Origin of the sequence: Amycolatopsis thermoflava N1165 (genome assembly GCF_000473265.1) — a bacterium.
Taxonomy (GTDB): Bacteria; Actinomycetota; Actinomycetes; order Mycobacteriales; family Pseudonocardiaceae; genus Amycolatopsis_E; species Amycolatopsis_E thermoflava.
This window is the reverse complement of sequence record NZ_KI421511.1, coordinates 7,138,877-7,165,398: the sequence shown is the minus strand read 5'-3', so window position 1 is coordinate 7,165,398 and position 26,522 is coordinate 7,138,877. Positions and strand designations below refer to the sequence as shown.

Here is a 26,522-nt window from a genome sequence, read left to right as displayed (position 1 = left end):
ACGACATCTAGTGCCTACCGTGGGCGGTTGAACCAGGCGCCGGCCTGTGCGGTGACCATCAACGCCAGGATGACGCCGCTGCAGGCGAGGCCGATGACCGGGCCGCCCGTGAAGATGAGGCCGAAGCCGTCCCCGAGGCCAAGGCTGCCCAGGCAGGTCATGATCATCAGCGAGGCGTACACGATCGTGGCGACACGGACACCTCCGCCGCGGGTGGCGAACTTCGTCCCCAGGACGATCGACAGCACACCCAGGCCCAGCAGCACACCGACAATGGCGACAGCATCGGCGATGCTGCCGCCGTCGTTGGCGATGACGCCGGCCAAGAGGCCGGCGACGAGCACGCCGACGGTGAGCTGCATGCCACCCATGACGAACAGGAGCACCCGCGCCCCCCTGATCAGTCCGGGCATGCCCGGGTGGCCGTACATAGTGGCGTCTCCTCCTTCGGACCGTCCGGGACGGCGCAGTGTACGACGAAGACAGGGGTAAGACCGGCGAGAGTCCTCCTCGCCGAACACGAATTTGACAGGCAAGTACTCACTTGCCTATCGTTGCCGGCGTGGGTGACGTCTTCAAAGCCCTGGCCGACCCCACGCGCCGCACGATCCTCGACGAACTGACCGACCGGGACGGGCAAACGCTCTTCGAACTCTGCGCCCGGCTGGTGTCCATCCACGGGCTCAGTTCGTCACGGCAGGCGGTTTCGCAGCACCTCGACGTGCTCGAATCCGCCGGTCTGGTCGAGTCGAGGCGTGAGGGCCGGTACAAGTTCCACTACATCAACACGAAACCGCTCGAACCGATCGTCGAGCGGTGGCTCAGGAAGCGGGGACGGACATGAGGATCAACCTGGCGAGCGTGCTCGTCGACGACCAGGAGAAGGCGCTGCGGTTCTACACCGACGTGCTGGGTTTCGTGAAGAAGCACGACATCCCGATGGGTGCGGACCGGTGGCTGACCGTGGTGTCGCCGGAGGACCCGGAGGGCACCGAACTGCTGCTGGAGCCGAGCGGGCACCCGGCGGCGAAGCCGTTCAAGGACGCGCTCGTCGCCGACGGCATCCCGTGGACCATGTTCGCCGTGTCCGACGTGCAGGCGGAGTACGAGCGGATGCGTGGCCTCGGCGTGCGTTTCACGCAGGAGCCGACGGACATGGGCACCGTGATCACCGCCGTGTTCGACGACACCTGCGGCAACCTCATCCAGATCGGCCAGATGAAGTCCTAATCGGACACCTGATCGCCGAGGAAGGCGTCGATGTGCCGCCAGGTGGTGTCCCGGGCGCGACGGCCGGTCAGCACGCCGAGATGCCCGCCAGGGGCGGTCTCGAACCGCACGTCCGGCGCGTTCTCCAGCAACGGCACCAGCCGCTCCACGGCGCGCCGCGGGGCGATGGTGTCGTTGCGCCCGGCGATCACCAGCGTCGGCACCTTCACCCCGGACAGCGAGATGATCCGGCCGTTCAGGTCGAGGCCGCCCTCGACGAGGTCGTTGGCGCGGAAGAACCGGTGGTACATCTGCCCGAACGTGCGGCCGGGGTAGGCGATCATGTTGTCCATGAAGTGGTCGACCGCCTCGATCTGGGCGAGGTAGTCCCGGTCGCCGAGGTTCTGCAGGATCGCCAGCGGCTTGGTCAGCTGCTTGTTGATGCCCGTCGCCCAGAACACGCGTTCGACCACATAGGACGGTGCGCCGCCGAGCATCCGGTACAGCGGCGTGAGCAGGTAGCCGCCGGTCAGGACCACCAGCGGCCGGAACGGCGCGACCAGCGGGATGGCGGTGAAGTCGACCGGCGAGGCGACCGTAGTGATCGACTGCACCGGCAGGTCGGGGCGGTCCGCCGTGGTCAGCAGGGAGAACAGCCCGCCGAGGCACCACGCGACCAGGTGCACGCCGCGCCCGCCGGAGTCCTCGCTGACCTTGCGGATGGCCCGCGGCAGCACCTCGTCGATCCAGTGCTCGATGCCCAGCCGGCGGTCGGAGAACGCGACGGTGCCGTAGTCCACCAGGTAGGTGCGGCGGCCCCGGTCGACCAGGTGCTCGGCGAGGCTGCAGCCGCGCCGCAGGTCGAAGCACAGGGCGGGCGCGGCCAGCGGCGGCACGAGCAGCACCGGATCACCGTCCGGCGACGGCGTCATCCGGTACAGCGACCGGTTCGGGCCCTGGTCGACCAGCACGCGCGGCACCGGTCGCAGGTCGGCGAGACCGCCGCGCAGGACGCCGAGCGCGTTGGCCGCCATCGCGGTCACTGCTGGTACCACCATCTACCTCGAAACTCCGTTCTCCGCACCGATCCTTCCCCGGGACCGACGCTACTTCAAGGCCGCCTCACCCTCGCTTCGTACTCCGCCCGCGCGCCCGCGTGCGCCTGGGTGAACACCTTGTCGGCGCCGATGGCGCGCATGAACCACTCCGCGGCCGCGCGCGGCAGCAGGCGGCTGACAGAGCAACGTTGCCATGGCGGCCATACTGCCCGGTAACTGACATTAGCGCCAGAGGTGTCACACCCGTTGTTCGAAGATCTGGACCCACACGTCGTCGCGCACACGCACCCGCTCGGTCGGCGTGAACCCCTGGCCCTCGTAGTAGCGGACGAGCTTGCCGTCTCCGCCCGCCCAGCAGTCGACGCGCAGCAGGCCGATGCCGCGGTCGCGGGCGTCCTGGCGGGCGAACTCCAGCAGCCGGGCGCCGACGCCGCGGTGCTCGCGGGAGGCCAGCAGCAGCGTCACGTACACCTCGGGCTCGTCGACCGGCGGCGTGTACGGCAGCGGGTGGTCGAGGATCAGGGCGCCGGCGGGCACACCGTCCGAAATGGCCAGGAACGGTCGGCCGTCGCGCAGCATCGTGCGGACGCGCTCGACCTTCGCCGGGTCCGCCGACCACGGTTCGGTGCCCCACTGGCCGGCGCTGCCGCGGGCGACGAGCCATTCGACGGCCGCGTCGAACAGCCCCAGGACGATGTGCAGGTCGCCCTCGCCGGACTCGCGGATCTCCATCACGGCGCCGTCAGGACGAGCGGGCCGTCCGCGGTGACGGCGATGGTGTGCTCGACGTGCGCGGCGCGGGAGCCGTCGCTGGTCAGGATGGTCCAGCCGTCGTCGGCGTAGCGGTAGTCGTCGCGGCCGCCCGCGAGGAACATCGGCTCGATCGCGATGACCAGCCCTTCCCGCAGCACCATTCCCTTGCCCGCGACGGCTTCGTTCGGCACGTGCGGCGCTTCGTGCATCGCGCGACCCACACCGTGACCCCCGTGGTCGGCGAGCAACCCGTACCCGGCGCGACGCCCGACCTCGGCGATCGCGTGGCCGATGTCGCCCATCCTGTTCCCTGGGCGGGCCTGCTCGATGCCCGCCCACATACCCCGCTCGGTGGCGGCGATCAGGTCCAGGTCAGCCTGATTCCCGTTGCCGACGACGAAGCTGACCGCGGCGTCCCCGTGCCAGCCGTCGACGTGCGCTCCGAAGTCGACACTCAGCAGATCACCCTCGCCGAGGCGGTAGTCCGTCGGGATGCCGTGCACGACGGCGTCGTTGACACTGGTGCAGAGCACAGCCGGATAGGGCGACGGCGCGAAACGCGGGTGGTAGTGCAGGAAGGACGACTTGGCGCCCTCGTCGTTGAGGACGTCCGCGGCGAGCTGGTCCAGCTCGCGCAGACTGGTGCCGACGGCCGCCTGCTCGCGGACGCTCTGGAGCACCTTCGCGACGACCCGCCCCGCGGCGCGCATGGCGTCCAGCTCACCGCGACTCTTCAGCTCGATCACTTCTCACCTCGCCGGTATAGTTATACCGGAAGTTATAGCACCGCGCCCACGACCCAAAGGTAGCTGGGTGGTCATCCCGTCGCCTGACACGCAACGATCACCTTGAGCCAGGGCCGCAACCCGCGCTGGGTCCGGCAGCCGAAAACAGAAAGCTTGCGGCCCTGGCTCAAGGTGATATGCACAAGCCGGAAGGCGACGGGATGACCACCCAGCGACCACCTCGCCAAGGTGAGACGACAACGGTCCCCTGGTCATCCCGGAGCCTGCCCGTCCGGCGAGGACTATCTTTTGATCTTTAAACCCGCGCCGTCGCGCGGAAATGCGCCTCACGGCGCCGAACGGTCACCTTCCGACCACCCCCGCCCCCTCTCCCTGAGTGTGTTTCAGTCGCCGAGCAGCCGTGTCAAGGCGGGAAAGCGTGCCTTGACACGCCTGGTCGGCGACTAACAACTCGTTTCATAATGAAGTCGGCAGCTTGCGGTAGCAGATGAGGACGCAGGCCAGGTGCATGAGGCCAAGGTGGATGTCGGCTCGGCGTTCCCAGCGGATCCGTAAACGCTTGAACTGGTGCAGCCAGGCGAACATCCGCTCAACTACCCATCTGATCTTGCCGAGACCGGAGCCGTGAGCGGTGTTCTTGCGAGCGATTCGCGGGACGATGCCCTTGTCTCGCAGGGTCTTGCGGTGATGGTCGTAGTCATAGCCGCGGTCGCCGTAGAGCCAGCGCGGGCGCTGACGAGGCCGGCCGCGTTTCCCGCGGATCACTGGAAGCGCCTCGACCAGCGGTATGAGCTGCGTGCTGTCGTGCCGGTTGCCACCAGTAACAGACACCACGAGCGGAATACCGTTGCCGTCGGTGATCACATGGTGCTTGGAACCGAGCCGAGCCCGATCGACGGGCGAGGGGCCCGTCGCTTCCCCCCTTTCAACGCCCGTACATGCGACCCATCCACCACCGCCACATCCAGATCGAGCCGATCCAGCGCTCGCAGCTGGTCAAGCAAGAGCTTGTGCACCGCGTCGAACACCCCGGCCTCGGTCCAGGCCCGCAACCGACGCCAACAGGTCACCCCGGAGCAGCCGAACACCTCACGCGGCAGCTCCCGCCACGAGATCCCGGTCTTGAGCACGAACACGATCCCCGCCAACGCCGCCCGGTCATCCACCGGCAACCGACCCGGATACCGACTCCGCCGCACAGGCCTCGGCGGCAGCAACGGCTCCACCCGCTGCCACAGACTGTCGGGAACCAACTTCTCAATCACCACATCAGCATGCCCACACTTGATCAACTACGGCCAGCAGACGCGCCGATCATTTTGAAACGAGTTGTAAAGATCGGCTGTGGATCGGGGGCGGGGGAGGTCTGGTGCGTGGTCGGTCTTCTTTCGTTGCCGGGTGGCGGTTTGTCTTCAGCAGTTGTGTGTTGTCAGTTCCAGGCGGAGGCTGAAGATCTTTTGTGATGGGTCCGTGTTGAACACGTAGACCGCTTTCGGGTTTCCCGGCACTGGTGCGGTGATGACGTAATTGGCGGTTGTCGCGTTGGGGTAGGCCGCCATCACTTCCGCGTCCGTCGAGCCGACGCCGATTCCCTCCGGCGTGGTGACGCCGGGCTTCGCGTTGATGCGGGCCACCCCGTAGGTGGGTGATATGTCGACCGGGGTTCCACCGCCGCGCAGCCAGTACCTGTGGCACGGGCTGCCCGAGTAGCCCTCGCTCATGTCGAACTCGTCCGTCGCCACCGCGTCCGCCTCGCTCATGCCCAGTGCGAGCCTGCCCCAGCCGGTGGGGCCGATCGTCGGGTCGGTAGACGCCGGGCGTTGTGCGGATCCGGTCGGTGTGCTGGAACTCCGCACCGGGCTGTGGGAGGCGCTCTGCGAACCTGTCACGCTCGGCACGCTCGTCACCCCCGTCGACGACTGCGGTGGCGGGACGCTGGAGCTGGTCGCGACCGGCGGCAAACCCGTTTCCGAGCCTGCCGTCGTCGCGATCGTCGTCACCGGGAGGTTCGTCGCGGGCAGCGTGTCCGTGCGGCCCCCACCCACGCCGGACAGGGCGATGCCCACCGCGGTGACCGCGACCAGCGTCAACGCCCCGCCGCTCGCCACCACCGTGTTGCGCCGGTGCCTGCGTCGCCGGGCGCCGGCCACCACCAGCAGCTCCGCGCCGGGCCGGACGGGCATGTCGAGGCGCTCATCCTCGAACAGCCGGCTCAGTTCGTCCTCGAGGTTCACCACTCGTCACCCACCCCCACCAGGCTCCCCAGCTTCCCGCGCAGGCTGGCCAGCGCCTTGCTGGCCTGGCTCTTCACCGTCCCGGGGCTGATCCGCATCGCATCGGCGATCTCGGCTTCGGACAGCCCCTCGTAGTACCGGAGCACGACGACGGTCCGCTGCCGCGGCGGCAAAGCCGCGAGCGCCTGCCACAACGGCTCGTTTTCCAGCCGGTCGGGCGGGGGGTAGGGGGGCGGTTCCGGGATGTCGGCGACCAGGCTTTCCCGCCGCCTGCTGCGCCACCTGCTGACGTGCGTGTTCGCCATGGCGCGCTTCACGTACGGCAGCGGGCTCTCCGCACCGCGCAACGTCCCCCAGCGGACGCCGATCTTCTCCAGGACGATCTGCACCAGGTCGGCCGCGTCATGGGGGTTGCCGGTCAGCAAGTGACCGTAACGGAGCAGCCCGGGCAACGCCGCCCGCACGAACTCCGCGAAATCCTCGTCCACCGCGCCCCCTGCTCAGCCGTCCCGGCTCGTCCGGGCGGTACACGCGCAGGGGGCGCCGCAGGTTGCCTCAGTTCACCGGATTCAACGAAGACCCAGCTCACGGGCGATCAGCATCCGCTGCACCTCGCTCGTGCCCTCACCCACCTCGAGGATCTTCGCGTCCCGGTAGAACCGTCCGACCGGGAACTCGTTCATGAACCCGTAGCCGCCGAAGATCTGCGTCGCGTCGCGGGCGTTGTCCATCGCCGCGTTCGAGGCGACCAGCTTCGCGATCGAAGCCTCCTTCTTGAACGGCTCACCACGCAGCATCTTCGACGCGGCGGCGTAGTAGGCCAGCCGGGCGGTGTGCGCGCGCACCTCCATGTCGGCGATCTTGAACTGGATCGCCTGGTACTCGCCGATGCGGTGCCCGAACGCCTCCCGCTCCCCCGCGTACCGCAGGCACTCGTCGACACAGCCCTGCGCGAGCCCGACGCTCAGCGCGGCGATCGCGACCCGGCCCTCGTCCAGGATGGACAGGAACTGCGCGTACCCGCGGCCACGCTCGCCGAGCAGGTTCTCCGCGGGCACCCGGCAGTCGTCGAACGACAGCTCGTGCGTGTCCGAGGCGTTCCAGCCGACCTTCGAGTACTTCGGCGCCACCGTGAACCCGGGCGTGCCGGACGGCACGATGATCGCCGAGATCTCCTTGCCACCGCCGGGCTTCTCCCCGGTCACCGCGGTCACGGTGACCAGCCGGGTGATGTCGGTGCCGGAGTTGGTGATGAACGACTTGCTGCCGTTGATCACCCACTCGTCGCCGTCGAGCCGGGCCGTGGTGCGCGTCGCACCCGCGTCCGAACCGCCGCCGGGCTCGGTGAGCCCGAACGCGCCCAGCGCCTCCCCGGAACACAGCGACGGCAGCCACTTCTCCTTCTGCTCCGCCGAACCGAAGCGGAACAACGGCATCGCGCCCAGCGACACACCCGCTTCGAGCGTGATCGCCACCGACGAGTCGACCCGCGCGAGCTCCTCCAGCGCCAGGCACAGCGCGAAGTAGTCGCCACCCATGCCGCCGTACTCCTCCGGGAACGGCAGCCCGAACAGGCCCATCCGCGCCATGCCCCGCACGATCTCGTACGGGAATTCCTCGCGCTCGTAGAAGCCGCCGATGACGGGCGCGACCTCCTTCTGCGCGAAGTCGTGCACGCTCTTGCGCAGCGCCTCGTACTCTTCACCGAGCCGGAAGTCGATCATTTCTGCTCCTTGACCACCGCGAGCGTCTCGTCGAGGGCCACCTGCTGGCCCACCTGGACGCGGAGTTCCTCGACCACGCCGTCGACCGGAGCGACCAGCGTGTGTTCCATCTTCATCGCCTCGACGACCAGCAGCGGCGCGCCCGCGCTCACCACGTCGCCCTGCGCGACCTTGACCACCAGCACCGTGCCGGGCATCGGGCTGACCACCGGGCCGGCCTCGCTCACGTCGCCGTGCGTGGCGAGCAGGTTGGGCCGCTCGCCGACCACCACGCCGTGCCCGTCGCGGCCGAGCCACACCCGGTCCTGCGGCGCGTCGGCCCGCAGGTACCGGCGGAACTCGCCGTCGTAGTGCACTTCGAGCCGGTTCCCGTTGCGCCGCGCGGAAACCGGGATCGGCTCGCCACCGTCCACAGTGACCTGCGCGGCGTCCGGCGGACCCTCGATCGTGACGAGCGCTTCGGCGTCCCCGGCCCGCAGCCGGAACGTGACCCCGCCCGGCCCGCCGAGCCGCCACCCGCTGGGCACCGCCCACGGATCGGAGGTGTCCTCCGGCACCAGGCCGAGCAGCCGGTCCATCGCGGCGGCGACGAAGAACTCCGCCGGCACCGCCGATTCGACCAGCTCGTCCAGGCGACGCTCGACGAGACCGGTGTCCAGCTTCCCGGCCTGCACGTCGGGATCGGCGAGCAGGGCACGCAGGAACGTCACGTTGGTGGGCACGCCCAGCACGGACGTCCCGGCCAGCGCCCGGTCCAGCCGGTGCAGCGCCGACGCCCGGTCCGGGCCCCACGCGATGACCTTCGCCAGCATCGGGTCGTAGTTCGAGCCGACCACCGAGCCCTCGGTGAGCGAGGAGTCGACCCGGACACCCTGCCCGCGCGGCTCGTCGAGCGCCAGCACGGTGCCGCCGGTCGGCACGAACCCGCGCGCCGGGTCCTCGGCGTAGACGCGGGCCTCGACGGCGTGCCCGTTGAGCCGGATGTCGTCCTGGGTAAGGGAAAGCGGCTCGCCCGCGGCGACCCGCACCTGCCATTCGACGAGGTCGAGTCCGGTCACCATCTCCGTCACCGGGTGCTCGACCTGCAGCCGGGTGTTCATCTCCATGAAGAAGAACTCGTCCGGCTTGCGCGCGGAGACGATGAACTCGACCGTGCCCGCGCCGACGTACCCGACCGAGCGGGCCGCTTCGACGGCGGCCGCGCCCATCCGGGCCCGGGTCTCCTCGTCGAGCAGCACCGACGGCGCCTCCTCCACGATCTTCTGGTGCCGCCGCTGCAGGCTGCACTCGCGTTCGCCCAGGTGCAGGACCGTGCCGTGGGTGTCGGCGAGGACCTGGATCTCGATGTGCCGCGGCGTGGTGACGAACCGCTCCAGCAGCAGCCGGTCGTCCCCGAACGCCGAGCGGGCCTCGCGCTGCGCGGACTCGACCGCGGCCGCGAGCTCACCGGGCTCGGTGACCAGCCGCATGCCCTTGCCGCCCCCGCCGGCGGAGGGCTTGAGCAGCAACGGGTACCCGACCTCGTCGGCCGCCTTCGCGAAGTCGTCCACATCGGACAGACCGGGCACCACGGGCACGCCTGCGGCGGACACCGTGGCCTTGGCCCGGATCTTGTCGCCCATGGCGTCGATCGCGCTCACCGGCGGGCCGATGAAGACCAGCCCGGCCTTTTCGCACTCGGCGGCGAACTCGGCGTTCTCCGCGAGGAACCCGTAGCCCGGGTGGACGGCCTGCGCTCCGGAATCCACGGCGGCGCGCACGATGTCCGGGATGGACAGGTAACTGCGGGTCGCCTCGGCAGGCCCGATGCGGATCGCGGTGTCGGCCTCGTGCACGTGCCGTGCATCGGCGTCGGCGTCGCTGTAGACCGCGACCGAGCGGATGCCGAGGCGCCGCAGGGTGCTGATGACGCGAACCGCGATCTCGCCGCGGTTGGCGATGAGGACTGTGTCGAACATGCCCCTCACATCCGGAAGACGCCGTAGCTGACGGGTTCCAGCGGCGCGTTCGCCGCGACCGACAACGCGAGCCCGAGCACCGTGCGGGTGTCCGCCGGGTCGATCACGCCGTCGTCCCACAGCCGCGCGGTCGAGTAGTAGGGGCTGCCCTGCTCCTCGTACTGGCGGCGGATGGGCTCCTTGAACGCCTCTTCCTCCTCGGCGGGCCACTCGCCGCCGCGGCTCTCGATCGAGTCGCGGCGCACGGTCGCCAGCACCGACGCGGCCTGCTCACCGCCCATGACGGAGATCCGGGCGTTGGGCCACATCCACAGGAAGCGGGGCGAGTACGCCCGGCCGCACATGGAGTAGTTGCCCGCGCCGAACGAGCCGCCGATGATCACGGTCAGCTTCGGCACCCGGGCGCACGCCACGGCGGTGACCATCTTGGCGCCGTGCTTGGCGATGCCGCCGGCCTCGTAGTCCCTGCCGACCATGAACCCGCTGATGTTCTGCAGGAAGACCAGCGGGATCGAGCGCTTGTCGCACAGCTCGATGAAGTGCGCGCCCTTCATGGCCGACTCGGCGAACAGGACGCCGTTGTTCGCGACGATGCCGACCGGGTGGCCGTGGATGTGCGCGAAACCGGTGACCAGGGTGGCGCCGTACTCCTTCTTGAACTCGTTGAAGCGGCTGCCGTCGACGATGCGCGCGATGACCTCACGCACGTCGTACGGGGTGCGCGAGTCGGTGGGCACGACGCCGTAGAGCTGCTCCGGGTCGACCGCGGGCGCCTCGACCTGGCGGACCTCCCACGGGCGTGGGCTGCGCGGGCCGAGGGTGGCGACGATGTTGCGGACGATCGACAGGGCGTGCGCGTCGTCGTTGGCGAGGTGGTCGGTGACGCCGGACTGGCGGGCGTGCACGTCCCCGCCGCCCAGCTCCTCGGCGGTGACGACCTCGCCGGTCGCGGCCTTCACCAGCGGCGGGCCGCCGAGGAAGATCGTGCCCTGGTTGCGGACGATGACGGCCTCGTCGCTCATCGCCGGGACGTACGCGCCACCGGCGGTGCACGAGCCGAGGACGGCCGCGATCTGCGGGATACCGCGCGCGGACATGGTCGCCTGGTTGTAGAAGATGCGGCCGAAGTGCTCGCGGTCCGGGAACACGTCGTCCTGCTTCGGCAGGAACGCGCCGCCCGAGTCGACCAGGTAGATGCACGGCAGGTTGTTGTGCAGGGCGACTTCCTGCGCGCGCAGGTGCTTCTTGACCGTCATCGGGTAGTAGGTGCCGCCCTTGACGGTCGCGTCGTTGGCGACGATGACGCACTCGCGACCGGAGACCCGCCCGATGCCGGTGATGATGCCGGCGGCGGGGGCCTCGTCGTCGTACAGCCCGTTCGCGGCCAGGGGCGACAGCTCCAGGAACGGTGAGCCCGGGTCGAGCAGCGCGTCCACGCGGTCCCGCGGCAGGAGCTTGCCGCGTTCCACATGCCGGGCACGCGCCTTCTCGGGGCCACCCGTTCGGGCGGCCGCCAAGCGCTTGCGCAGATCCTCGACCAGCTCCGCGTGCGCGGTCGCGTTCCGGGCGTACTGCTCGCTTCGCGGGTCCGCGGAGGTGCCGAGCACCGGGAAGTCCATGACCCTCCTCATCCGACGCCGGACGTGGTTAGTAGTCGTTAACGCCGGTACCGATGTTAACCACTACTAACGTGCGGTGTCCAGATCCGGGGTGCGGGAGGTGTCGAACAGCGGCGGGTTCGCGCGACGTAGAGGTGAGAGACCGGCAACCCGAGGAGGGCGACCATGACAGCCACCTACACCTTCGACGTCTTCACCAGCCTCGACGGCTTCGGCGCGGCCGGCGGCGACTGGACCGGCTACTGGGGCAAACAGGGCCCCGAGCTGCTCGAACGCCGCCTCGCCCTGTACGACGAGGAGCCGCGGATCGTCTTCGGCGCCAACACGTACCGGGCGTTCGCTCAGATGCTGGCCGAGAGCACCGAGGACTCCGACGTCCGCGACCCGTGGGTGACCCGGATGCGGAACCTGCCGGCGACCATCGTGTCGTCCACGCTGCGGGAACCCCTCGACTGGCCGGACGCGACCGTGGTCAGCGGCGACGCCGTCGACGTCATCAGGCGACTCAAGGAGGAGTCGGCGGCGCCGCTGCGCTCACACGGCAGCCTGTCGATGAACCGGGCGCTGATGGCCGCCGGCCTGGTCGACCGCCTGCACGTGACGCTCTTCCCGGTGATCACCGCCAAGACCGGGCTGGACCCGATCTTCGCCGGCGGGGGCGACTTCGACCTGGAACTCCTCGAGCACCGGACGCTCGACGGGCACATCCAGGAGCTGATCTACCGGCCCACGCTGCACGGCTGAACACAGCGAGGGGGCGGCCGCAGCACGCGGCCGCCCCCTCGGAGACAGTCATCCGAGCGCCGCCACCAGCGACGGGTAGTAGCCCTGGGCCTGCCCGGTCGCCGTCGGGTGGTAGGACTCGTCGATCGGATAGGTCACGCTGTGCAGCCACGCCGAGCCGGAGCAGATCTCGTGCCCGGTGAAGGCCGGGCGCACGTCCGCGAAGGCGAATCCCGCCTCCGAGGCCTCCTTCTGGATGACCGAGTCGAGCGCGTCGGCCCCGCTGTTGATGTACCCGCGCGAGGTGTCGGACAGCCCGACCGAGCACGACCCGCCGATCTTGTAGAAGTGCGGGTAGCCCAGCACGATCACCGTCGCCTCCGGCGCGCGGGACCGGATCTCGCCGTAGGTCTTCTCCAGCAGCCCCGGCAGCGTGCCGTTGACGAACGCCTTCGCGTTGTCGATCGCGGTCTTGCAGCCCGAGTCCCCGCCGAGGATGCAGTCCTGCATGACACCCGCGAAGCCGGCGTCGTTGCCGCCGACGCTGATCGTCACCAGATCGGTCTCGTCGGACAACGCGCTCACCTGGTTGTTCAGCACGTCCGAGGTCTTCGCGCCGGAACACGCCTGGAAGTCCAGCGAAGCCGACGTCTGCCCGGCGTAGAGCACCGGGTAGGCGTTCGAGCTGCGCTTGCAGCTGGACGAGTCCAGGTAGCTCCCGGCACCGACCCCCGAGGAGTAGGAGTCGCCGAGCGCGACGTAGTCGAGGGTGGCGGCATCGGCCACCCCGGAGGTCAGGCCGATCGTGGCCAGGGCCGCGACGACGGTGGTTGCAAGCGTTCTCAGCACAGCGGGGACCACCTTCCGTGAGTAATCAACTCAATGAACGATTACCAGGTGCAATGCTCACAAGGGAGCCCCTTTTAGTAGGCTTTTCGGCTACCAACAGGTGACGGGAGGCGGACGTTAGCGCTCGCTAACCTGACTCGATAAGATGTTCACGTGTCGACGAGTCCCACACCGCTGGTCACCGGCGAGAAGGCCACCCGCCGCGAGGAGATCCTGAGCGCGGCCGCGGAGCTGTTCGCCCGGCATGGCTTCCACGGCGTCGGCATCGACGACATCGGCGCGGCGGTCGGCATCTCCGGCCCCGCGCTGTACCGGCACTTCCGCAGCAAGGACGCGATGCTCGGGGAGATGCTGAACTCGATCAGCCACTACCTCCTCGACGGCGGCACCGCGCGGGTCGACGCGACCGCCGACCCGCAGCAGGCGCTGGCGCAGCTGGTCGAGTTCCACGTCGACTTCGCGCTCACCCACCCGTCGCTGATCACGGTGCAGGAACGCAACCTCGCGAACCTCACCGACGCCGACCGCAAGCAGGTGCGGGCCCTGCAACGTCGTTACGTAGAGATATGGGTGAAGGTCATTCGCGATGCCGTCCCCGGAGTGGGGGAACGCCAGGCACGCTCGGCGGCACACGCCGTGTTCGGATTGATCAACTCGACGCCGTACAACCGCCATCTGGACGACGACGAACTGGCCGTCCTGCTGCGGCGCCTCGCACTCGGCGCCCTGCAGTCCGCCGCGTGATCATCACGTCACTCGTTTTTCCCACTACCGTTGAACGCCTTTCCCCGGCTTTGATAGATCCCGTGACCCAGGACCGGCAGCAGCTGATCTCGCGGGCGCAGCGCGCCCTCGTCGCGATGCAGCTCGGCCGAGACGACGACGCGCTCGACGAGGTGGCCCCGTCGAGCCGGGACGAGACGCGCGAGCTGATGCTGCTCCTGTTCGAGGAGTGCAGCACGATGGTGACCACGCTCGGTGACGGCGGCAGCGCCCCGGTCAAGGTCCAGGTGTTCGACGAGACCGGTGAAGAGGTGTCGATCGACCAGGCCGACCCGCCGGTGCGCACCGCCGTCCGCACGCTGCTCGCGGAGGTGCACGGCAACACCGAGGCCGCCGCGGAACAGGTGGAGATCGCCCTGGCGAGCGCCAACCGCGAAGAGGTGGACAGCCTGACGCTGCAGGCACTGCGGTGGACGGTGCGCCTGTCGGCCGAGTGCCTGGAGCGGGACCTGCCGGTCACCGAGTGGATCTCCGAGGCGCTGACCTGATCCGGAACGTAGGCGTGTCCCGGCCGCGGCCCGGCGTCAGTAGTGGTAGCGGCGCACGGTCTCCGGGTGGATGACGATGCTGACCTGTTCCTCGGCCCCGATCCCGGCGAGGTCCGCGGCACGGGCCGGGTCGTCGAGGTCCCAGTAGCGGGCGGCCAGGCGGGCGCTCAGTTCCTGTGCGCCATCCGGTTCCAGCGTGACCCGGCCGGCGACCGACACCCAGCGTTCGCGTTCACCGACCGGCGCGGCGACGACGATCGAGGCGCGCGGATCGCGGCGCAGTTGCCGCACCTTGGGCGAGTCCGGGGTGGTGAACAGCTGGATCGTGCCGTCGTCGGTGGCCTCGAACCACACCGGCCGCGGCTGCGGCGGGACCGGACCCGCGGCCACGGTCAGGAACCCGTGCAGGGGGCGGCGGAGGAACTCGAGGTCGTCGGGGGTCAGCGCACTGTCGCTCATGATCCCGATTGAACACCGCCGGCTCGGACGAGCACATGGTCGAAAGACCGGATCACCTGTGTGATCGTCTAACCTCGTCGCCGTGGACGTGTTCAGTGATCTGATCCGCGGGGTGCGCGCCCACGGCTCGCTGTTCGGCAGCACGACCCTGTCCCCACCCTGGAACCTGCACTTCGTGGACAGCGCGCCGCTGACCCTGTGCACCGTGCTCACCGGGGAAGGCTGGATCGTGCCGGAACACCACGCGCCCGAGCGACTGCGCGCCCGCGAGACGGTCATCGTGCGCGGTCCCGGGACGTTCACGTTCGTCGACGAGCCGGACACCCGGGCCGAGCCGGTCGCGTGCGGCGAGTTCTGCGCGACGCCCGAGCAGGGCGGGACGCGGTACCGGCGCGGCTGGCACGACCACGGCGACGGCGCGACGACGCTGATCGTCGGCGCCTACCCGGTCCGCGGCGAGATCAGCCGCCGGTTGCTGGACGCGCTGCCCGTCGTGGTGCGCGTTGGCGATGCCGGCGACACCTCCGACCCCGTCCTGGACCACCTCGCCGCCGAGGTCGCCGTCGACGCGCCGGGTCAGCAGGTCGTGCTCGACCGGCTGCTGGACTGGCTGCTGGTCTGCACACTGCGCGAGTGGTTCGACCGGCCCGGCGGCGAGCCCCCGGCGTGGTGGGACGCGCAGCGCGACCCGGTGGTCGGCCGCGCGCTGCGCCTGCTGCACGCCGAGCCTGCGGTGCCGTGGACGGTCGCCGCGCTGGCGGAGCGCACCGGCGTGTCGCGGTCGACCCTGGCCAAACGGTTCGCCGACCTGGTGGGCGAACCGCCGCTGACCTACCTGACCCGCTGGCGCATGACGCTCGCGGCGGACCGGCTGGTGACGCGGGAGGCCGCGACCATCGGCGAGATCGCCCGCTCCGTCGGCTACGCCGACCCGTTCGGGTTCAGCGCGGCGTTCAAACGGGTCCGCGGCGTCAACCCGAGCGAGTTCCGGCGGGACCGGACGGGAGTCAGTGCAGCAGCGCCTTCACCAGCGCCGACACCTGCGCGACCTCGATCAGGAACGAGTCGTGCCCGTACGGCGAGGTGATCTCCGCGGCCTCGCCCGCGCCCGGGATCCCCGCCGCCAGCTCGTGCGCCTGCCGCATCGGGTAGAGGCGGTCGGAATCGACGCCCGCGATCACGCTGCGCGCGGTCACCCCGGCCAGCGCGGCGCCGACGCCACCGCGGTCGCGGCCCACATCGTGCGTGTTCATCGACCGCGTCAGCCACACGTAGGACGCCGCGTCGAAGCGGCGCACCAGCTTGGCCGCGTGGTGGTCCAGGTAGGACTCCACGGCGTACCGGCCGTCGTCGAACGGGTCCTCGTCACCCTGCGGCGACCGGCCGAACCGCTGGTCGAGTTCGAGTGAGCTGCGGTAGGTCACGTGCGCGATCCGCCGCGCGACGCCCAGCCCGCGGTGCGGGCCCTCGCCCGGCGGCGAGTCGTGGTAGTCGCCGCCGCGCCAGCCCGGGTCCGACGTGATCGCGTGCAGCTGCGGCGCGGCCCACGCGATCTGGTCGGCCGAGGACGCGGCGGGCGCGGCGAGCACCAGCAACGCCGCGACCCGGGACGGGAACGTCGCCGCCCACTCCAGCGCCCGCATGCCGCCCATCGACCCGCCGAGCACCGCGGCCCACCGCTCGACACCCAGCTCGTCGGCCACCACGGCCTCGGCCCGGACCTGGTCGCGGATCGTGATCCGCGGGAACCGGCTCCCCCACGTCCGGCCGTCCGGGTCCGGCGACGACGGCCCGGTCGACCCCTGGCAGCCGCCGAGCACGTTGGGCACCACGACGAACAGCTCGTCGGTGTCCAGCGCGCGGCCGGGCCCGATCAGGCCGTCCCACCAGCCCGGGGTGGGGTGCCCCGGGCCGGCCTCACCGGCGGCGTGGCTGTCGCCGGTGAGGGCGTGCTCGATCAGGACCGCGTTGGAGCCGTCGGAGTTCAGCGTGCCCCACGTCTCGTACGCGATCCGGTACTCCGGCAGCGAGCCGCCGGCGTCCAGCCGCAGCTGCCCGCCGGCGGCCCACTGCCGCCGTCCCGGTGGATCTCCCTCCCGCCACGCACCCGTCGCAGGCGGCAGATCCACAGTGGACGGTTGCGTCACAGGGCCGCCTTCGCCGCCCGGAACCCGGCCTCGAGGTCGGCCTTGAGGTCCTCCAGGCCCTCCAGCCCCACGGCGAGCCGCACCAGGCCCGGCGTGACGCCGCTGGCGAGCTGCTCCTCCGGGGTGAGCTGGCTGTGGGTGGTGCTGGCGGGGTGGACGATGAGGCTGCGCACGTCACCGATGTTAACCAGCTGGCTGTGCAGCTCGGTGCCGTCGACGAACTTCCGCCCGGCCTCGACGCCGCCACGCAGCTCGAACGACAGCACCGCACCGGCGCCCTGCGGCAGGTACTTCTGCGCCAGGTCGTAGTGCGGGCTCGACGGCAGGCTCGCGTAGTAGACGCGCTCGACCTCGTCGCGCTGCTCCAGCCACTCGGCCAGCGCCTTCGCGTTGCTGACGTGCCGCTCGACGCGCAGCGACAGCGTCTCGATGCCCTGCAGGATCAGGAAGCTGTTCAGCGGCGCGATCGCCGCGCCGGTGTCGCGCAGCAGCTGGACGCGGGCCTTCGCCGCGTACGCGCCGGGGCCGAGGGCCTCCCAGTACTTGAGGCCGTGGTAGCTGGGGTCGGGCTCGGTGAAGCCGGGGAAGCGGTCGCCGTGCGCGCCGAAGTCGAAGGTGCCGCCGTCGACCAGCACGCCCGCGACGGTGGTGCCGTGGCCGCCGAGGTACTTCGTGGCCGAGTGGACGACGACGTCCGCACCGTGCTCGATCGGGCGCAGCAGGTACGGCGTCGGGATGGTGTTGTCCACGATCAGCGGCACGCCCACCTCGTGCGCCAGGTCGGCGATCGTCCGGATGTCCAGGACGTCGCTGCCCGGGTTGGCGAGCGTCTCGCCGAAGAACGCCTTGGTGTTCGGGCGGACGGCGGCCCGCCACTGCTCCGGGTCGTCCTGCTGCTCGACGAACGACACCTCGACACCCAGCTTCGGCAGCGTGTAGCGGAAGAGGTTGTAGGTGCCGCCGTACAGCTTCGCGCCGGACACGATGTGGTCGCCGGCGTTGGCGACGTTCAGGATCGCCGCCGTGGTGGCCGCGGAACCGGACGCGAAGGCCAGTGCGGCCACACCGCCTTCGAGCGCGGCGAGGCGCTGCTCGAGCACGTCCTGGGTCGGGTTCATGATGCGGGTGTAGATGTTGCCCGGCTCGGCGAGGCTGAACAGGTCGGCGCCGTGCTGGCTGTCGCGGAAGACGTACGACGTCGTCTGGTAGATCGGGGTCGCGCGGGCGCCCGTGGCGGGGTCGGGGCTCGCGCCGGCGTGGATCTGCTTGGTCTCGAAGGACCAGGCCTGCGACTCGGTCATCGTCGTTCTCCTTGATGCGTGGGCTGTTCAGCGGAAGCCGCCGTGTCCGAAGCTAGTCAGATCGGATCAATCCGCCCAACCGGTTCCCACGCTGTGGATTTTTCTCGCTTGCTTAATCTCTTAGGTTCTAAAATACTTGGCGAACGGGATTTCCACAGCGAGGAGGAATCATGGAACGAGTCGACGTCCTGGTCGTGGGGGCCGGACTGGGTGGCCTGTCCGCGAGCGTGTTCCTGGCGCTCGGTGGCGTGGACGTGCTGACGGTGGAACGGCATCCGGGCACGTCGCTGCACCCGCGGGCGTCCGGGCAGACGCCGCGGACGATGGAGCTGTACCGGTTCGCCGGGATCGACCGGAAGGTGCTCGGCGTCAGCGAGCGCGCCTCGCAGGGGCTGCGGATCACCGTCGCCGCGAGCCTGAGCGGGCCGGTGTTCCACCGGATCGTCGAAGACCTCGGGGAGATCGACCTGAGCGCGGCGACCGCGGCGCCGTGGGGCATGGCCGGGCAGGACGTGGTCGAGCCGATCCTGCTGGAGCGGGCGCGCGAGGCGGGCGCGGACGTGCGGTTCTCGACGGAACTGGTGTCGTTCACGCAGGACGACGACGGGGTGACCGCGGTGCTGCGCTCGCGGGCCGGCTCGGAGACCACCGTGCGTGCGTCGTACCTGGTGGCCGCGGACGGCGGGCGGAGCCGGATCCGGGAGGCGCTCGGGATCGGGACCTCCGGGCTCGGCGCAATCGCACAGTCGATCGGGGTGGTGTTCGACGCCGATCTCGGTGACCGGCTGCTGCCCGGCGTGACCGACCTGTTCTACCTGCAGCACCCGGAGTTCACCGGCGCGCTGGTCAACACCGACGTGCCCGGCCGGTACGTGTGCGCGGTGGACATCGGGCCGGGTGAGACGGCCGACGACTTCCCGGAGGAGCGACTGGTCCACCTGATCCGGGTCGCGACCGATCTGCCGGACCTGGAGCCGAAGATCCAGTGGACGGGCGCGTGGGAGATGGCGGCGCGGGTCGCCGACCGGTTCGCGGCGGGCCGGGTGTTCCTGGTCGGCGACGCCGCGAAGGTCACGCCGCCGACCGGCGGCATGGGCGGGAACACCGCGGTCGGGGACGGCCACGACATCGCGTGGAAGCTGGCGGCGGTGCTCCGCGGCGACGCCGGGCCAGGGCTGCTGGACAGCTACGAAGCCGAGCGCAAGCCGATCGCGGAGATGGTGGTCAGCACTTCGCTGCACAACGCGAAGGAGCGGATGGTGCCGGACCTCGACCTGACCGGGGTGGCCCCGCCGGTCGACCAGATCGCGCTCACGCTGGGGTTCCGCTACCGGTCGGGCGCGGTGCTGGCCGAGGACGACGACCTGCTGGAGAACCCGGTGGAGCCGTCCGGCCGCCCCGGGTTCCGTGCGCCGCACGTGCCCACCACGACCGGGTCCACCTGGGACTTCCTCGGCCACGGCTGGGTCGTCTTCGGCACCGGCGGCTGGCGCGACGCGGTCGCGGAGGTGCGCGCGGAGACGGGCATCGCGTTGGAGTACCGGGAGTGCGGCGCCGATTTCGACGACCCCGACGGCGTGTTCCGCGCGCGGTTCGGGTTGGGCGACGGCGGCGCCAGCCTGGTGCGGCCGGACGGGATCGTGGCGTGGCGGTGCCCCGGCAGCGCCGCCGACCCGGCCGCTACCTTGTGGGACGTGCTGGCCAGGGTGCTGAGCAGGTAGCCGCGACTGGCGGCGCGGGGGCACCTCGCGCCGCCACTCGCGCGCCGCCGAGCCGTATCCTGCGGAAATGGTGTCCGTCCGCAGTGTGGTCGACCGTGTGGGGCCGACGTTGCTGCACGCGGTCCAGCTGCCCGACCCCTGCCCCGCGGTGGCGGACGTGGTGATCGCCGAGCCGGGCGCGCCAGCCCAGCTCGCGGCGGGCGACCTGGTCCTCGGCGTCGCCACCGGCGACACCGACGCGGCGGTCGAGCTCGTCCGGCACAGCGCCGCGGCCGGCGCCGCCGCGGTGCTGCTCAAACCCCCGGTCGCGCGGAAGCCGCCGGTCCGTCGGGCGGCGAAGGCGGCCGGCATCGCGCTCATCGAGGTCCGCGCGGCTACCGCGTGGGCCCAGCTGGTGTGGTTGCTGCGCACCGTGCTGGACGCCGCCGCGGAGGAACCCGAGTCGCTGGAGGGGGATCCGGCCTCGGCGGACCTGTTCCGGCTCGCGGACGCGGTGGCGGCGGTCGTCGACGCTCCGGTGACGATCGAGGACACCAACTCCCGCGTGCTGGCCTACTCGGCGCGGCAGGACATCACCGACCCGGCGCGCGTGTCGACGATCATGGGCCGCCGCATCCCCGACGACGTCCTCGCGAAGTTCCGCTCCCGTGGTGTGTTCCGCGAACTGTCCCGCGGCAGGCAGACGATTTTCGTGCCCGCGCAACGGGACGGCACGCTGCCGCGGCTCATCGTGCCGATCCGGATGGGCGGCGAACTGCTCGGTTCGATGTGGGCGGTCGTGCGCGGGCCGGTGTCCGACGAGCGCGCCGCCGCGTTCGCCGACACCGCGCCGGTCGTCGCGCTGCACCTCCTCCGCCGCCGGGCCCACGCCGACGCCCAGCGGCGTGCGTCGGCCGAACTGCTGCGTGCCGTGCTGGAGGGAAAAGCCGGCCCGCGCGCGGCGATCGCCGAACTGGAGCTGACCGACGAACCGCACCGCGTGGTCGTCGTCGACACCCCCGGCGACGACGAAGGCCTGCGACTCGCCTTGATGGAACGGATGTCGATGGGCATCGGGCGCCGTCCGATCGCGACGGAACTCGGCGGGCTGCTCTACACGGTCGTGCCGGACGGCGCGGACTGGCCGTCGCTGGCCGACCCGTCCCGCGGTGCGCCACGGGTGGCGGCGGGCAGCGCGGTGAAGACCGGCGAGCTGCCGCGGTCACGCGCCGAGGCGGAGGAGACGCTGAGCCTGCTGCGCGCCGGGGTGATCGAGGGACCGTCCGGCAGTTTCGACGGTCTGTGGACGGCGCTCGCGCTGCACCGCACGGCGACCGCGGCGGCCGCGGCGGGCGTCGCCGGACTCGGGCCGCTCGAACAGCTCCGCGAGTACGACCGGATCAACGGCACGGGTTACGTCGACACGCTGTACGAGTGGTTGCGCCACCCCGGGGACCCGCGCTCGGCGGCGCAGGCGCTGCGGATCCACCCCAACACGTTCCGGTACCGCATGCGGCGCGTGCTCGAACTCGTCCCGCTCGACCTGGACGACCCGGACGTCCGGTTAGCATTGCTGGTCCAGCTCGTCGCCGTGCGCTGGTCGTAGGAGGGTTTCAGTGTTCGAGGGGACGGTTGCCGGGCTGCACCGCTGGCCGGTGAAGTCGTTGCGGGGCGAGGAGGTCCGCGCCGCGCGCTTCGACGGGCGGGGCATGGCGGGCGACCGGGCGCACGCGCTGGTCGACGGGCGGGAGAAGCGCCGCGGGAAGGTGCTGACGGTGCGCCAGAACCCGCCGATGCTCACCTGGGGCGCGGAGTACGGCGCCGAAGTCATCGACCCGCCGAAGCCGCCGATGCTGCACGCGCCGGACGGCCGGTCCTGGTCGTGGGACGAGCCCGGCCTGGTGGACGCGCTCGCCAGGTCGTTCGGCATGCCCTTGGAGCTGCGTGCGGCGGACGGGCAGCAGGACCGCGGCCCCACCGTGCTCGTCACGTTCGAGGCGTCGCTGGTGGCGCTCGCGGTGGAGCTCGGCAGGCCCGTCGAACTCCACCGCTTCCGCCCGAACATCCACCTGGCCACCGACGCCCCCGCCTTCGCCGAGGAGGACTGGACCACCGGGACGACGCTCGACATCGGTGAGGTGTCGCTGGAGGTGACCGGCGAGCACGCCGGACCGTGCATCCGCTGCGCGGTGCCCAGCTGGGAGCCGTCCGGCCGGGAGCGGTGGCCGGAGTTGCAGACCCACCTGATCGACCGGCACGCCAACAAGTTCGGCGTGATCATGCGCGTGACGCGCGCCGGGGTGATGGCGGTCGGGGACACCGCCGTCGCCCGTCCCGCGTGAGGGTCACACCTCCAGCAGCGTCTTGCCGATCGTCGCGCGGTTTTCGATCGCCCGGTGCGCGTCGGCGGCCCGGTCCAGTGGGAAGCGTTGTCCCACAAGCGGTTTCACCCGGCCGGCCGCGGCCTCGGCCAGGATCCACTCCGTCGCGGCGCGCAAATCAGCCGGGCTGCCCAGCGGGCCCCGGTGCAACACCACGCCCCGCGCGGCGGCCTCCTCTTCGGACACCTCCGTCCACGCGCCGCTCGCCAGGCCGTAGCTGAAGTGCCGCCCGCCGCGCTGCACCAGCCCGAACGCGGCGACCCCGATCGCGCCGCCCACGCCGTCGAACACCACGTCCACCGGGCCGACCTGCGCGGCCCAGTCCGGCTGCGTGTAGTCGACCACCACGTCCGCCCCGAGGTCGCGGGCCACCGTCGTCTTCCGCGAGCCGCCCGCTGCCGCGATCACCGTCGCGCCCGCGTTGCGCGCCAGCTGCACCAGCAGGCTCCCCACGCCACCCGCGGCGGCCTCCACCAGCACCCGCTCCCCCGCCGACACACCGGCCGCGCGGATCAGCGCCGTCGCGGTCCGGCCGTCGGCCAGCAACGCCACCGCGTCGTCCAGCGCCAGGCCGTCCGGCACGCGGAACGGCGCCGCCGCATCCACCACGACCCGCTCGGCGTATCCGCCCGACCCGTTCAGGCTCGTCACCACCGGCGCGCCCACCAGCTCCGAGGGCCCGGCCAGCACCACCCCGCCGACCCCGTTGCCCGGGATCACCGGCGGCTCCGCGCGGAACGGCCCCGGCAACCCGGCCCGGAACTGCGTCTCCACGAACGTCGTGTTGGCGAACGTCACACCGACCAGCACCTGCCCGGGGCCGGGCACCGGATCCGGCGCCTCACCGGCGACAAGCACATCGGGCCCGCCGAACTCCCTCAACCACACCGCTCTCATGGAGATCATCCTGCGATCTCCACCAAGGTGGAGGTCAAGACCTTGTCCTGCGGGCACCACCCGAGCGACAGAGAATTGTCGGCAAGGCACGATGACACCGCCATCCGGGTGGTTCACCGTGGTCAGCACCACGTCCACGGATGCAGGAGGAAGCAGTGCGCATCGCCGTCCCCCGCGAGGTCAAGAAGCACGAGTACCGCGTCGCCGTGACCCCGGCCGGGGTGCACGAACTGACGGCGCGGGGCCACGAGGTCTTCGTCGAGGCCGGCGCCGGCATCGGGTCCGCCATCAGCGACGACGAGTACGTCTCCGCGGGCGCGAAGATCCTCGCCACCGCCGACGACGTCTGGGCCGAGGGCGAGATGATCCTCAAGGTCAAGGAGCCCGTCGCCGAGGAGTACCCGCGGCTGCGCCGCGACCAGGTGCTGTTCACCTACCTGCACCTCGCCGCGGACCGCCCGCTCACGCAGGCCCTGCTGGACGCGGGCACGACCGCCATCGCGTACGAGACCGTGCAGCAGCCCAGTGGAGCGCTGCCGCTGCTGGCGCCGATGTCCGAGGTCGCCGGGCGGCTCGCCCCGCAGGTCGGCGCCCACTCCCTGATGAAGCCCAGCGGTGGCCGTGGTGTGCTGCCCGGCGGCGTGCCCGGCGTGCACCCGGCGCGGGTGGTCGTCATCGGCGGCGGCGTCGCCGGCCTCAACGCGGCGCGCATCGCGCTCGGCCTCGGCTCGGACGTCGAGATCCTGGACACCAACGTGGACCGCCTGCGCCAGATCGACCACGACTTCGCCGGCCGCATCCGCACGGTCACCTCGAACGCGTTCGCCGTCGAGCAGGCCGTGCTGGAAGCCGACCTGGTGATCGGCGCGGTGCTGGTGCCGGGCGCGCGGGCGCCGAAACTCGTCTCCACCGATCTGGTCGCGCGCATGAAGCCGGGCAGCGTGCTCGTGGACATCGCGATCGACCAGGGCGGGTGCTTCGCCGACTCGCACCCGACGACGCACGACGACCCGACCTACACCGTGCACGAGTCCGTCTTCTACTGCGTGGCGAACATGCCCGGCGCGGTCCCGCGCACCAGCACCTACGCGCTGACCAACGTCACACTCCCCTACGCCGTCCAGCTGGCCGACCACGGCTGGCAGGCCGCGCTGCGCGCCAACGGCCCGCTGTCGCTCGGCCTCAACGCGCACGACGGCGCGCTGGTCAACGCGCCCGTCGCGCAGGCACACGACCTGCCGCACACGCCGCTGGCCGACGTCCTCGCCTGACCGGTGGGCGGTCCCGCGTCAGGGACCGCCCACCCCACCAGCGAACGTGTGAAGAACTTTTCAGACCAACATGGGCCCCCGCGTAAGCGAAGTCCGGGGAGACCACCTAAGCTTGTACGTGGCGGCCCGCTCCCAGTGACCCCCAGGCTGGTTGAGCGGGCCGCCCCTTTGTGCGCACCCTCCCCGACACACGGCACCCGGACGGGTTGAACCGGGCACGAGTAGGGCACTATGTGCCCGCGATCAAGTTCACCGGGCCGGGAGGGGCGCGCATGCAACACGACGGCAGCGGCCGGATATTCGTGCAGAACCTGAGCAAACACTTCGGGCCGGTCGCCGCGGTGCAGAACCTGAGCTTCGAGGTCCGCCCCGGCTCGGTCACCGGCTTCCTCGGCCCGAACGGCGCTGGGAAGACCACCACGCTGCGCATGCTGCTCGGCCTGGTCACGCCGTCGGCGGGTGTCGCCACCATCAACGGCCGCCCGTACCAGCAGCTGGGCAACCCGGCGCAGGTCGTGGGCGCGGTGCTGGAGAACGAGGGCTTCCACCCGAAGCGCACCGCGCGGAACCACCTGAAGGTGTACGCCGCGGCGATCGGCGCGCCGGACAACCGCGTCGAGGAGGTGCTGGGCCTGGTCGGGCTTTCCGGCGCCGCGGACCGCCGCGCGGGCGGGTTCTCGCTCGGCATGCGGCAGCGGCTCGCGCTGGCGACCGCGCTGCTCGGCAACCCGCAGGTGCTGGTGCTGGACGAGCCGGCGAACGGCCTCGACCCGGAGGGCATCGTGTGGCTGCGCAACTTCCTGCGCGCCTACGCCCGCGAAGGCCGCACCGTGCTGGTGTCGAGCCACCTGCTGTCCGAGGTGGAGCAGACGATCGACCAGGTCGTCATCATCAGCCACGGCGTCACGCGCTACTACGGCCCGCTGGACCAGCTGCGCAGCAGCCAGCAGTCGCGGGTGCTGGTGCAGGCGGCGGACGCGAACGCTCTGGTGAAAGCGCTTCAGGAAGCCGGTTTCACGCAGGTGGAGCCGACACCGGACGGGCGCGTCGCGGTGGTCGGCGCGACCCGTCAGCAGATCGGTGACCTGGTCGCGAAGTCCGGGATCGCGGTGTACGGGATCGAGGAGGAGCGGGCGGACCTGGAGAAGCTTTTCTTCCAGCTGACCAGCCCCCAGTACCCGGGAGCACAGTACGCGGGAGCGCCGCAGCAGCCGTACGGCCAGCCGCCGCAGCAGGGCGGTTGGGGCGGCCCGCCGCCGCCGGGATACCCACCGCAGCAGCAGTACCAGCAAGCACCGCCGCAGCAGGGGCACGGCGGCTGGGGAGGACAGGGCTGATGGGCCGGTTGATCAAGGCGGAGTTCCGCAAGACGCTCAGCCTCAACACCTGGTGGATCCTGATCATCCCGCTGGTGCTGGTCGCGTTCTGGATGTCGTTCGCGTGGGGCAAGATCACCAACGACTTCGCCGACTGGATCGGCTCCGGCACCGCGCGGATCATCGCCGAGCAGGCCGGGGTGTCCGCCGACGCGCTGCCGGTCGGGCTGCTGAGCATCGCGCACGGCGTGAACATCGCGCAGCTGGTCCCGGCGATCTTCGGCGTGTTCGCGCTGGCCGGCGAGTACAACAGCAAGACGATCACCACGACGTTCCTCACGGCGCCGAACCGGGTGTCCGCGCTGACCGCGAAGATGATCACCTACGTCCTGTGGGGCGCGCTCTACGGTCTGCTCAGCTTCGCGGTGTCGGCGCTGGCGACGGCGATCACGGTGGACAGCGACCGGTTGCCCACCGGCGGTCAGTGGCTCGCGGCGTTCGGCGCGACGGTGCTCGCCTACATCCTGGTGACGCTGTTCGGCATCGGGTTCGGCGCGGTGCTGAACAAGGTCGTGCTGGCCGTGATCCTGCTGATCGGGTACTTCCTGATCGTGGAGAACGTGCTGGTCATCGCGATGTGGAACACCACCGACGTGCTGGGCGCGATCCTGCCGAACAGCACCGCGAACGGCATCGTCGGCGGTGTCGCGGCGGAGGCGTTCGGCATCGACTCGATCAACCTGCCGGGTGGTGTCGAGCACTGGGACAAGCTGGGCCTGCAGCTCTCCGCCGGTGCGCCGGGCCTGATCTCGTGGTGGGCCGCCGCGCTGGTGTTCCTCGCCTGGACGCTGGTGTTCTTCGTCGGCGGCTGGGCCTCCAACCAGCGCCGCGACATCACGTAGGCGC

At 70.9% G+C, this 26,522-nt stretch carries 27 protein-coding genes; 12 read left to right on the top strand and 15 right to left on the bottom strand.

Annotation, left to right across the window (positions count from 1 at the left end; all coding sequences use genetic code 11):
* Positions 1-14: 14 nt before the first annotated feature.
* Positions 15-386 (bottom strand): hypothetical protein, encoded by a 372-nt coding sequence (locus AMYTH_RS0135560; RefSeq protein WP_228685093.1) that lies wholly within the window; start codon positions 384-386, stop codon positions 15-17.
* 176 nt (positions 387-562) lie between these two features.
* Between AMYTH_RS0135560 and AMYTH_RS0135555 the strand changes: the two genes are divergently transcribed.
* Positions 563-844 carry an ArsR/SmtB family transcription factor gene (locus AMYTH_RS0135555; RefSeq protein WP_027934210.1) on the top strand — a complete coding sequence of 94 codons (282 nt, stop codon included), beginning with the start codon at positions 563-565 and terminating at the stop codon, positions 842-844.
* Positions 841-1,230, top strand: coding sequence for a VOC family protein (locus AMYTH_RS0135550; protein ID WP_017984656.1), 390 nt, complete (start codon positions 841-843; stop codon positions 1,228-1,230). The genes AMYTH_RS0135555 and AMYTH_RS0135550 overlap by 4 nt, the downstream gene beginning before the upstream one ends.
* Here AMYTH_RS0135550 and AMYTH_RS0135545 read toward each other — a convergent pair.
* The 9 genes from AMYTH_RS0135545 to AMYTH_RS0135495 form a co-directional block, all read right to left on the bottom strand.
* Positions 1,227-2,267 (bottom strand): alpha/beta fold hydrolase, encoded by a 1,041-nt coding sequence (locus AMYTH_RS0135545; RefSeq protein WP_027934209.1) that lies wholly within the window; start codon positions 2,265-2,267, stop codon positions 1,227-1,229. The genes AMYTH_RS0135550 and AMYTH_RS0135545 overlap by 4 nt on opposite strands.
* 237 nt (positions 2,268-2,504) lie before the next feature.
* Positions 2,505-2,999, bottom strand: coding sequence for a GNAT family N-acetyltransferase (locus AMYTH_RS0135535; RefSeq protein ID WP_027934208.1), 495 nt, complete (start codon positions 2,997-2,999; stop codon positions 2,505-2,507).
* Complete coding sequence (gene map / locus AMYTH_RS0135530) at positions 2,999-3,766, bottom strand: type I methionyl aminopeptidase (protein WP_027934207.1); 768 nt, start codon at positions 3,764-3,766, stop codon at positions 2,999-3,001. Before map ends, AMYTH_RS0135535 begins: the two co-directional genes overlap by 1 nt.
* A gap of 456 nt (positions 3,767-4,222) precedes the next feature.
* Positions 4,223-5,031 (bottom strand): IS5 family transposase gene (locus AMYTH_RS48280; protein ID WP_157360499.1). Its coding sequence is split into 2 segments (ribosomal slippage): positions 4,223-4,680 and positions 4,680-5,031, totalling 810 coding nucleotides; the frame shifts between segments, so codons are not numbered across the junction.
* A gap of 147 nt (positions 5,032-5,178) precedes the next feature.
* Entirely contained in the window at positions 5,179-6,000 is an 822-nt protein-coding gene (locus tag AMYTH_RS0135515) for a hypothetical protein (protein ID WP_228685091.1), read from the bottom strand.
* A complete protein-coding gene (locus tag AMYTH_RS0135510) occupies positions 5,997-6,488 on the bottom strand; it encodes a SigE family RNA polymerase sigma factor (RefSeq protein ID WP_027934205.1) in 492 nt (163 codons plus the stop codon). The genes AMYTH_RS0135515 and AMYTH_RS0135510 overlap by 4 nt, the downstream gene beginning before the upstream one ends.
* 81 nt (positions 6,489-6,569) lie before the next feature.
* Positions 6,570-7,724 (bottom strand): acyl-CoA dehydrogenase family protein, encoded by a 1,155-nt coding sequence (locus AMYTH_RS0135505; RefSeq protein ID WP_027934204.1) that lies wholly within the window; start codon positions 7,722-7,724, stop codon positions 6,570-6,572.
* Positions 7,721-9,682, bottom strand: coding sequence for an acetyl/propionyl/methylcrotonyl-CoA carboxylase subunit alpha (locus AMYTH_RS0135500; protein ID WP_027934203.1), 1,962 nt, complete (start codon positions 9,680-9,682; stop codon positions 7,721-7,723). Before AMYTH_RS0135500 ends, AMYTH_RS0135505 begins: the two co-directional genes overlap by 4 nt.
* 5 nt (positions 9,683-9,687) lie before the next feature.
* Positions 9,688-11,301, bottom strand: coding sequence for a carboxyl transferase domain-containing protein (locus AMYTH_RS0135495; protein ID WP_017984665.1), 1,614 nt, complete (start codon positions 11,299-11,301; stop codon positions 9,688-9,690).
* A gap of 165 nt (positions 11,302-11,466) precedes the next feature.
* Between AMYTH_RS0135495 and AMYTH_RS0135490 the strand changes: the two genes are divergently transcribed.
* Positions 11,467-12,045, top strand: a complete 579-nt coding sequence (locus AMYTH_RS0135490; RefSeq protein ID WP_027934202.1) for a dihydrofolate reductase family protein — start codon at positions 11,467-11,469, stop codon at positions 12,043-12,045.
* Positions 12,046-12,093: 48 nt separating this feature from the next.
* On the opposite strand, the gene AMYTH_RS0135485 is transcribed toward AMYTH_RS0135490, so the two are convergent.
* On the bottom strand, positions 12,094-12,873 hold the full coding sequence (locus AMYTH_RS0135485; RefSeq protein WP_027934201.1) for an SGNH/GDSL hydrolase family protein: 780 nt from the start codon (positions 12,871-12,873) through the stop codon (positions 12,094-12,096).
* Between the two features lie 153 nt (positions 12,874-13,026).
* On the opposite strand from AMYTH_RS0135485, the gene AMYTH_RS0135480 reads away from it, so the two are divergent.
* Both AMYTH_RS0135480 and AMYTH_RS0135475 read left to right on the top strand, forming a co-directional pair.
* Positions 13,027-13,617 (top strand): SACE_7040 family transcriptional regulator, encoded by a 591-nt coding sequence (locus tag AMYTH_RS0135480; RefSeq protein ID WP_027934200.1) that lies wholly within the window; start codon positions 13,027-13,029, stop codon positions 13,615-13,617.
* Positions 13,618-13,733: 116 nt separating this feature from the next.
* Positions 13,734-14,144 carry a hypothetical protein gene (locus AMYTH_RS0135475; RefSeq protein ID WP_228685343.1) on the top strand — a complete coding sequence of 137 codons (411 nt, stop codon included), beginning with the start codon at positions 13,734-13,736 and terminating at the stop codon, positions 14,142-14,144.
* Positions 14,145-14,180: 36 nt separating this feature from the next.
* Here the strand turns inward: AMYTH_RS0135475 and AMYTH_RS0135470 are convergent, their stop codons facing one another.
* Positions 14,181-14,603 (bottom strand): pyridoxamine 5'-phosphate oxidase family protein, encoded by a 423-nt coding sequence (locus AMYTH_RS0135470; protein ID WP_027934198.1) that lies wholly within the window; start codon positions 14,601-14,603, stop codon positions 14,181-14,183.
* A gap of 82 nt (positions 14,604-14,685) precedes the next feature.
* Between AMYTH_RS0135470 and AMYTH_RS0135465 the strand changes: the two genes are divergently transcribed.
* Entirely contained in the window at positions 14,686-15,690 is a 1,005-nt protein-coding gene (locus tag AMYTH_RS0135465) for an AraC family transcriptional regulator (protein ID WP_027934197.1), read from the top strand.
* On the opposite strand, the gene metX is transcribed toward AMYTH_RS0135465, so the two are convergent.
* Positions 15,611-16,732, bottom strand: coding sequence for a homoserine O-acetyltransferase MetX (gene metX / locus AMYTH_RS0135460; RefSeq protein ID WP_037322937.1), 1,122 nt, complete (start codon positions 16,730-16,732; stop codon positions 15,611-15,613). The two genes, AMYTH_RS0135465 and metX, sit on opposite strands and share 80 nt — an antisense overlap.
* 14 nt (positions 16,733-16,746) lie before the next feature.
* Positions 16,747-18,051 (bottom strand): bifunctional o-acetylhomoserine/o-acetylserine sulfhydrylase, encoded by a 1,305-nt coding sequence (locus AMYTH_RS0135455; protein WP_027934195.1) that lies wholly within the window; start codon positions 18,049-18,051, stop codon positions 16,747-16,749.
* Between the two features lie 170 nt (positions 18,052-18,221).
* Here AMYTH_RS0135455 and rdmE point away from each other — a divergent pair, with 170 nt between their 5' ends.
* The 3 genes from rdmE (at position 18,222) to AMYTH_RS0135440 (ending at position 22,093) form a co-directional block, all read left to right on the top strand.
* Positions 18,222-19,772: an aklavinone 12-hydroxylase RdmE gene (rdmE, locus tag AMYTH_RS0135450; RefSeq protein ID WP_037322936.1), complete on the top strand. Its 1,551-nt coding sequence runs from the start codon at positions 18,222-18,224 to the stop codon at positions 19,770-19,772.
* 67 nt (positions 19,773-19,839) lie between these two features.
* Positions 19,840-21,357: a PucR family transcriptional regulator gene (locus tag AMYTH_RS0135445; RefSeq protein WP_027934193.1), complete on the top strand. Its 1,518-nt coding sequence runs from the start codon at positions 19,840-19,842 to the stop codon at positions 21,355-21,357.
* Positions 21,358-21,367: 10 nt separating this feature from the next.
* The gene (locus AMYTH_RS0135440; protein WP_027934192.1) at positions 21,368-22,093 is read left to right on the top strand and encodes an MOSC domain-containing protein; all 726 of its coding nucleotides are present in this window, start codon (positions 21,368-21,370) and stop codon (positions 22,091-22,093) included.
* A 3-nt stretch (positions 22,094-22,096) separates the two neighbouring features.
* Here AMYTH_RS0135440 and AMYTH_RS0135435 read toward each other — a convergent pair whose 3' ends face one another.
* Complete coding sequence (locus AMYTH_RS0135435; RefSeq protein WP_027934191.1) at positions 22,097-23,029, bottom strand: zinc-binding dehydrogenase; 933 nt, start codon at positions 23,027-23,029, stop codon at positions 22,097-22,099.
* A gap of 155 nt (positions 23,030-23,184) precedes the next feature.
* Here AMYTH_RS0135435 and ald point away from each other — a divergent pair, with 155 nt between their 5' ends.
* The 3 genes from ald to AMYTH_RS0135420 all read left to right on the top strand — a co-directional run bounded on the left by ald (position 23,185) and on the right by AMYTH_RS0135420 (position 26,518).
* Positions 23,185-24,300 (top strand): alanine dehydrogenase, encoded by a 1,116-nt coding sequence (ald, locus tag AMYTH_RS0135430; RefSeq protein WP_027934190.1) that lies wholly within the window; start codon positions 23,185-23,187, stop codon positions 24,298-24,300.
* 272 nt (positions 24,301-24,572) lie between these two features.
* A complete protein-coding gene (locus tag AMYTH_RS0135425) occupies positions 24,573-25,637 on the top strand; it encodes an ABC transporter ATP-binding protein (protein WP_027934189.1) in 1,065 nt (354 codons plus the stop codon).
* Positions 25,637-26,518 carry an ABC-2 transporter permease gene (locus tag AMYTH_RS0135420; RefSeq protein ID WP_027934188.1) on the top strand — a complete coding sequence of 294 codons (882 nt, stop codon included), beginning with the start codon at positions 25,637-25,639 and terminating at the stop codon, positions 26,516-26,518. Before AMYTH_RS0135425 ends, AMYTH_RS0135420 begins: the two co-directional genes overlap by 1 nt.
* Positions 26,519-26,522: the final 4 nt, after the last annotated feature.

Bases quoted from the DNA above. Each gene is read 5' to 3' on its own strand.
- AMYTH_RS0135435 (WP_027934191.1), bottom strand. From the start codon at position 23,029: ATGAGAGCGGTGTGGTTGAGGGAGTTCGGCGGGCCCGATGTGCTTGTC.
- AMYTH_RS0135545 (WP_027934209.1), bottom strand. From the start codon at position 2,267: ATGGTGGTACCAGCAGTGACCGCGATGGCGGCCAACGCGCTCGGCGTC.
- AMYTH_RS0135535 (WP_027934208.1), bottom strand. From the start codon at position 2,999: ATGGAGATCCGCGAGTCCGGCGAGGGCGACCTGCACATCGTCCTGGGG.
- AMYTH_RS0135425 (WP_027934189.1), top strand. From the start codon at position 24,573: ATGCAACACGACGGCAGCGGCCGGATATTCGTGCAGAACCTGAGCAAA.
- AMYTH_RS0135505 (WP_027934204.1), bottom strand. From the start codon at position 7,724: ATGATCGACTTCCGGCTCGGTGAAGAGTACGAGGCGCTGCGCAAGAGC.
- AMYTH_RS0135490 (WP_027934202.1), top strand. From the start codon at position 11,467: ATGACAGCCACCTACACCTTCGACGTCTTCACCAGCCTCGACGGCTTC.
- AMYTH_RS0135475 (WP_228685343.1), top strand. From the start codon at position 13,734: ATGCAGCTCGGCCGAGACGACGACGCGCTCGACGAGGTGGCCCCGTCG.
- AMYTH_RS0135455 (WP_027934195.1), bottom strand. From the start codon at position 18,051: ATGACCGAGTCGCAGGCCTGGTCCTTCGAGACCAAGCAGATCCACGCC.
- AMYTH_RS0135550 (WP_017984656.1), top strand. From the start codon at position 841: ATGAGGATCAACCTGGCGAGCGTGCTCGTCGACGACCAGGAGAAGGCG.
- AMYTH_RS0135470 (WP_027934198.1), bottom strand. From the start codon at position 14,603: ATGAGCGACAGTGCGCTGACCCCCGACGACCTCGAGTTCCTCCGCCGC.
- AMYTH_RS0135445 (WP_027934193.1), top strand. From the start codon at position 19,840: ATGGTGTCCGTCCGCAGTGTGGTCGACCGTGTGGGGCCGACGTTGCTG.
- AMYTH_RS0135495 (WP_017984665.1), bottom strand. From the start codon at position 11,301: ATGGACTTCCCGGTGCTCGGCACCTCCGCGGACCCGCGAAGCGAGCAG.
- rdmE (WP_037322936.1), top strand. From the start codon at position 18,222: ATGGAACGAGTCGACGTCCTGGTCGTGGGGGCCGGACTGGGTGGCCTG.
- AMYTH_RS0135420 (WP_027934188.1), top strand. From the start codon at position 25,637: ATGGGCCGGTTGATCAAGGCGGAGTTCCGCAAGACGCTCAGCCTCAAC.
- AMYTH_RS0135500 (WP_027934203.1), bottom strand. From the start codon at position 9,682: ATGTTCGACACAGTCCTCATCGCCAACCGCGGCGAGATCGCGGTTCGC.